The organism is Klebsiella sp. OBRC7 (assembly GCF_000293135.1).
Classification (GTDB): Bacteria; Pseudomonadota; Gammaproteobacteria; order Enterobacterales; family Enterobacteriaceae; genus Klebsiella; species Klebsiella michiganensis.
In genome coordinates this window covers 1-4,194 of sequence record NZ_ALNJ01000157.1, presented here as the reverse complement: position 1 = coordinate 4,194, position 4,194 = coordinate 1, and the positions used below count along the sequence as shown (strand labels likewise).

The window sequence follows — 4,194 nt, the reverse complement described above, 5'->3', positions numbered from 1 at the left end:
CCGAAAGGCAGCGGGTTGCGTAATGCCTGCCTGTGTTTGCCGCACAGGATCAGAACCGTTACGGCAGCGCAGGCGAGAATCGTTGCTATAAGAACGAGCTGCGGTAAAACTCTCCATCCCTGCCATGCCCCTAGTGCGGCGAGAAATTTGACATCGCCGTAGCCGATGCCTTCACGCCCGCGTATTCCCTTGTAGAGCCAATAGATCAACGCAAAGGCCAGATAGCCTGCTATCGCTCCCCAGACCGCATGCTGCAGATTGGCTGGTGACATACACAGATAATAAAGCAACCCGCCCCACAGCAGAGGGCAGGTAAATTTATCGGGTAGCAAACCATAGCGCAGATCGTGCCAACAAAGCGTGAGTAATAACCCGCCATAAATAATGAAGAATGCCAAAGTCGCTATCATCGATGGTTTCCATGTGGTGGCCCTGGGTACCGAGTGTGATGCAGGAGCCTGACCTCTGGCAAAAGGCAATAAACAGGAATGGATGTCACGCTCCAGAGTATTTGCCGGCCTTTCATGGCATTGCCAGGGCCTGGAAGTGAGCTCGCAGAAACAAGTGATGATTTTGTACGCAGCCCTTGCGTTGTCGCTGAATTTGCGTATAATGCGCGGGCCTGTCAAAGTTGACGGCCGGTTCGATATGAACCCTGGTAGCAGCATCACGCTACCAAACAATGTTCCCAATTGGGGAACTATGTAAGAACGGTTACACTCTCCCATCAATCGTAATGGGTATGAGGAGTAACCATTTCGTCTATAAAATAATTGGAGCTCTGGTCTCATGCAGAACCAAAGAATCCGTATCCGCCTTAAAGCGTTTGATCATCGTCTGATCGATCAATCAACCGCGGAAATCGTCGAGACTGCTAAGCGCACTGGTGCGCAAGTCCGTGGTCCGATCCCGCTGCCGACCCGCAAAGAGCGCTTTACCGTTCTGATCTCTCCGCACGTTAACAAAGACGCGCGCGATCAGTACGAAATCCGCACTCATAAGCGTCTGGTTGACATCGTTGAGCCAACTGAAAAAACCGTTGATGCTCTGATGCGTCTGGATCTGGCTGCCGGTGTAGACGTGCAGATCAGCCTGGGTTAATCAGGTCATCGAGCGATTGAGAGGTTGAAACAATGATTGGTTTAGTCGGTAAAAAAGTGGGCATGACCCGCATCTTCACTGAAGATGGCGTATCTATCCCAGTAACCGTAATCGAAGTTGAAGCAAACCGCGTTACTCAGGTTAAAGATCTGGCTAACGATGGCTACCGTGCCGTTCAGGTGACCACTGGTGCTAAAAAAGCTAACCGTGTAACCAAACCGGAAGCGGGTCACTTCGCTAAAGCTGGCGTAGAAGCTGGCCGTGGTCTGTGGGAATTCCGTCTGGCTGACGGCGAAGAGTTCACCGTAGGTCAGGACATTAGCGTTGAGCTGTTTGCTGACGTTAAAAAAGTTGACGTAACCGGTACCTCTAAAGGTAAAGGTTTTGCTGGTACCGTTAAGCGCTGGAACTTCCGTACCCAGGACGCTACTCACGGTAACTCCTTGTCTCACCGCGTTCCGGGTTCTATCGGTCAGAACCAGACTCCGGGCAAAGTGTTCAAAGGCAAGAAAATGGCAGGTCAGCTGGGTAACGAACGTGTAACCGTTCAGAGCCTGGACGTAGTACGTGTTGACGCTGAGCGCAACCTGCTGCTGGTTAAAGGCGCGGTCCCGGGTGCAACCGGTAGCGACCTGATCGTTAAACCAGCTGTGAAGGCGTAAGGGGATAGCAATGGAATTAGTATTGAAAGACGCGCAGAGCGCGCTGACTGTTTCCGAAACTACCTTCGGTCGTGATTTCAACGAAGCGCTGGTTCACCAGGTTGTAGTTGCTTATGCAGCTGGTGCTCGTCAGGGTACTCGTGCTCAGAAGACTCGTGCTGAAGTAACTGGTTCAGGCAAAAAGCCGTGGCGCCAGAAAGGTACCGGCCGTGCGCGTTCAGGTTCTATCAAGAGCCCGATCTGGCGTTCAGGTGGCGTGACCTTCGCTGCGCGTCCGCAGGACCACAGTCAAAAAGTTAACAAAAAGATGTACCGCGGCGCGCTGAAAAGCATTCTGTCCGAACTGGTACGTCAGGATCGTCTGATCGTTGTCGAATCTTTCTCTGTAGAAGCGCCTAAAACTAAGCTGCTGGCACAGAAACTGAAAGACATGGCTCTGGAAGATGTGCTGATCATCACCGGTGAGCTGGACGAGAACCTGTTCCTTGCTGCGCGCAACCTGCACAAGGTTGACGTACGTGATGCAACTGGTATCGACCCGGTTAGCCTGATCGCCTTCGACAAAGTCGTAATGACTGCTGATGCTGTTAAGCAAGTTGAGGAGATGCTGGCATGATTCGTGAAGAACGTCTGCTGAAGGTGCTGCGCGCACCGCACGTTTCTGAAAAAGCGTCTACTGCGATGGAAAAAACTAACACCATCGTTCTCAAAGTTGCTAAAGACGCGACCAAAGCAGAGATCAAAGCTGCTGTGCAGAAACTGTTTGAAGTCGAAGTCGAAGTCGTTAACACCCTGGTTGTTAAAGGGAAAGTTAAACGTCACGGACAGCGTATCGGTCGTCGTAGCGACTGGAAAAAAGCTTACGTCACCCTGAAGGAAGGCCAGAATCTGGACTTCGTCGGCGGCGCTGAGTAAGTCGGAGGAGTAATACAATGGCAGTTGTTAAATGTAAACCGACATCTCCGGGTCGTCGCCACGTTGTTAAAGTGGTCAACCCAGAGCTGCACAAGGGCAAACCTTTTGCTCCGCTGGTTGAAAAAAACAGCAAATCCGGTGGTCGTAACAACAATGGCCGTATCACCACCCGTCATATCGGTGGTGGTCACAAACAGGCCTACCGTATTGTTGACTTCAAACGCAACAAAGATGGTATCCCGGCAGTTGTTGAACGTCTTGAGTACGATCCGAACCGCTCCGCGAACATCGCGCTGGTTCTGTACAAAGATGGTGAGCGCCGTTACATTCTGGCCCCTAAAGGCCTGAAAGCTGGCGACCAGATTCAATCTGGCGTTGATGCTGCAATCAAAGCAGGCAACACCCTGCCGATGCGCAATATCCCGGTTGGTTCTACCGTTCATAACGTAGAAATGAAACCAGGTAAAGGCGGTCAGCTGGCTCGTTCCGCTGGTACTTACGTTCAGATCGTTGCTCGCGATGGTGCTTATGTCACCCTGCGTCTGCGTTCTGGTGAAATGCGTAAAGTCGAAGCAGACTGCCGCGCTACTCTGGGCGAAGTTGGCAATGCTGAGCATATGCTGCGCGTTCTGGGTAAAGCAGGTGCTGCACGCTGGCGTGGTGTTCGTCCTACCGTTCGCGGTACTGCGATGAACCCAGTCGACCACCCACATGGTGGTGGTGAAGGTCGTAACTTTGGTAAGCACCCGGTAACTCCGTGGGGCGTTCAGACCAAAGGTAAGAAGACCCGCAGCAACAAGCGTACTGATAAATTCATCGTACGTCGCCGTAGCAAATAATTTTAGAGGATAAGCCATGCCACGTTCTCTCAAGAAAGGTCCTTTTATTGACCTGCACTTGCTGAAGAAGGTAGAGAAAGCGGTGGAAAGCGGAGACAAGAAGCCCCTGCGCACTTGGTCCCGTCGTTCAACGATCTTTCCTAACATGATCGGTTTGACCATCGCTGTCCATAATGGTCGTCAGCACGTTCCAGTTTTTGTTTCCGACGAAATGGTTGGTCACAAACTGGGTGAATTCGCACCGACTCGTACTTATCGCGGCCACGCTGCTGATAAAAAAGCGAAGAAGAAATAAGGTAGGAGGAAGAGATGGAAACTTTAGCTCAACATCGCCATGCTCGTTCTTCTGCTCAGAAGGTTCGCCTTGTTGCTGACCTGATTCGCGGTAAGAAAGTGTCGCAGGCCCTGGATATTCTGACCTACACCAATAAGAAAGCTGCTGTACTGGTCAAGAAGGTACTGGAATCTGCCATTGCTAACGCTGAACACAACGATGGCGCTGACATTGATGATCTGAAAGTTGCGAAAATTTTCGTAGACGAAGGCCCGAGCATGAAGCGCATTATGCCGCGTGCTAAAGGTCGTGCAGATCGCATCCTGAAGCGCACCAGCCACATTACTGTGGTTGTGTCCGATCGCTGAGACTCTGGAGACTAGCAATGGGTCAGAAAGTACAT

Annotated in this window: 8 protein-coding genes; 7 read left to right on the top strand and 1 reads right to left on the bottom strand. The window is 51.5% G+C overall.

Annotated features, from left to right (window positions below; translation table 11 throughout):
- A partial coding sequence (locus HMPREF1144_RS30620) for a prepilin peptidase (RefSeq protein ID WP_009655018.1) occupies positions 1-410 on the bottom strand: 410 nt, incomplete at its 3' end.
- 379 nt (positions 411-789) lie between these two features.
- Between HMPREF1144_RS30620 and rpsJ the strand changes: the two genes are divergently transcribed.
- Genes rpsJ through rplV form a run of 7 tightly spaced genes read left to right on the top strand, consistent with a single transcriptional unit; the run spans position 790 to position 4,159 of the window.
- Positions 790-1,101: a 30S ribosomal protein S10 gene (rpsJ, locus tag HMPREF1144_RS30610; protein ID WP_001181005.1), complete on the top strand. Its 312-nt coding sequence runs from the start codon at positions 790-792 to the stop codon at positions 1,099-1,101.
- Between the two features lie 32 nt (positions 1,102-1,133).
- The gene (gene rplC / locus HMPREF1144_RS30605; RefSeq protein ID WP_004106354.1) at positions 1,134-1,763 is read left to right on the top strand and encodes a 50S ribosomal protein L3; all 630 of its coding nucleotides are present in this window, start codon (positions 1,134-1,136) and stop codon (positions 1,761-1,763) included.
- Positions 1,764-1,773: 10 nt separating this feature from the next.
- Complete coding sequence (gene rplD / locus HMPREF1144_RS30600) at positions 1,774-2,379, top strand: 50S ribosomal protein L4 (RefSeq protein WP_003031119.1); 606 nt, start codon at positions 1,774-1,776, stop codon at positions 2,377-2,379.
- Complete coding sequence (gene rplW, locus HMPREF1144_RS30595; RefSeq protein WP_000617546.1) at positions 2,376-2,678, top strand: 50S ribosomal protein L23; 303 nt, start codon at positions 2,376-2,378, stop codon at positions 2,676-2,678. The genes rplD and rplW overlap by 4 nt, the downstream gene beginning before the upstream one ends.
- 17 nt (positions 2,679-2,695) lie before the next feature.
- The gene (rplB, locus tag HMPREF1144_RS30590; protein WP_000301869.1) at positions 2,696-3,517 is read left to right on the top strand and encodes a 50S ribosomal protein L2; all 822 of its coding nucleotides are present in this window, start codon (positions 2,696-2,698) and stop codon (positions 3,515-3,517) included.
- Positions 3,518-3,533: 16 nt separating this feature from the next.
- Positions 3,534-3,812 carry a 30S ribosomal protein S19 gene (rpsS, locus tag HMPREF1144_RS30585; RefSeq protein ID WP_001138115.1) on the top strand — a complete coding sequence of 93 codons (279 nt, stop codon included), beginning with the start codon at positions 3,534-3,536 and terminating at the stop codon, positions 3,810-3,812.
- A gap of 14 nt (positions 3,813-3,826) precedes the next feature.
- On the top strand, positions 3,827-4,159 hold the full coding sequence (rplV, locus tag HMPREF1144_RS30580; RefSeq protein ID WP_002919773.1) for a 50S ribosomal protein L22: 333 nt from the start codon (positions 3,827-3,829) through the stop codon (positions 4,157-4,159).
- The last annotated feature ends 35 nt before the right edge of the window (positions 4,160-4,194 follow it).

Bases quoted from the DNA above. Each gene is read 5' to 3' on its own strand.
- rplD (WP_003031119.1), top strand. From the start codon at position 1,774: ATGGAATTAGTATTGAAAGACGCGCAGAGCGCGCTGACTGTTTCCGAA.
- rpsS (WP_001138115.1), top strand. From the start codon at position 3,534: ATGCCACGTTCTCTCAAGAAAGGTCCTTTTATTGACCTGCACTTGCTG.
- rpsJ (WP_001181005.1), top strand. From the start codon at position 790: ATGCAGAACCAAAGAATCCGTATCCGCCTTAAAGCGTTTGATCATCGT.
- rplC (WP_004106354.1), top strand. From the start codon at position 1,134: ATGATTGGTTTAGTCGGTAAAAAAGTGGGCATGACCCGCATCTTCACT.
- rplW (WP_000617546.1), top strand. From the start codon at position 2,376: ATGATTCGTGAAGAACGTCTGCTGAAGGTGCTGCGCGCACCGCACGTT.
- rplV (WP_002919773.1), top strand. From the start codon at position 3,827: ATGGAAACTTTAGCTCAACATCGCCATGCTCGTTCTTCTGCTCAGAAG.
- rplB (WP_000301869.1), top strand. From the start codon at position 2,696: ATGGCAGTTGTTAAATGTAAACCGACATCTCCGGGTCGTCGCCACGTT.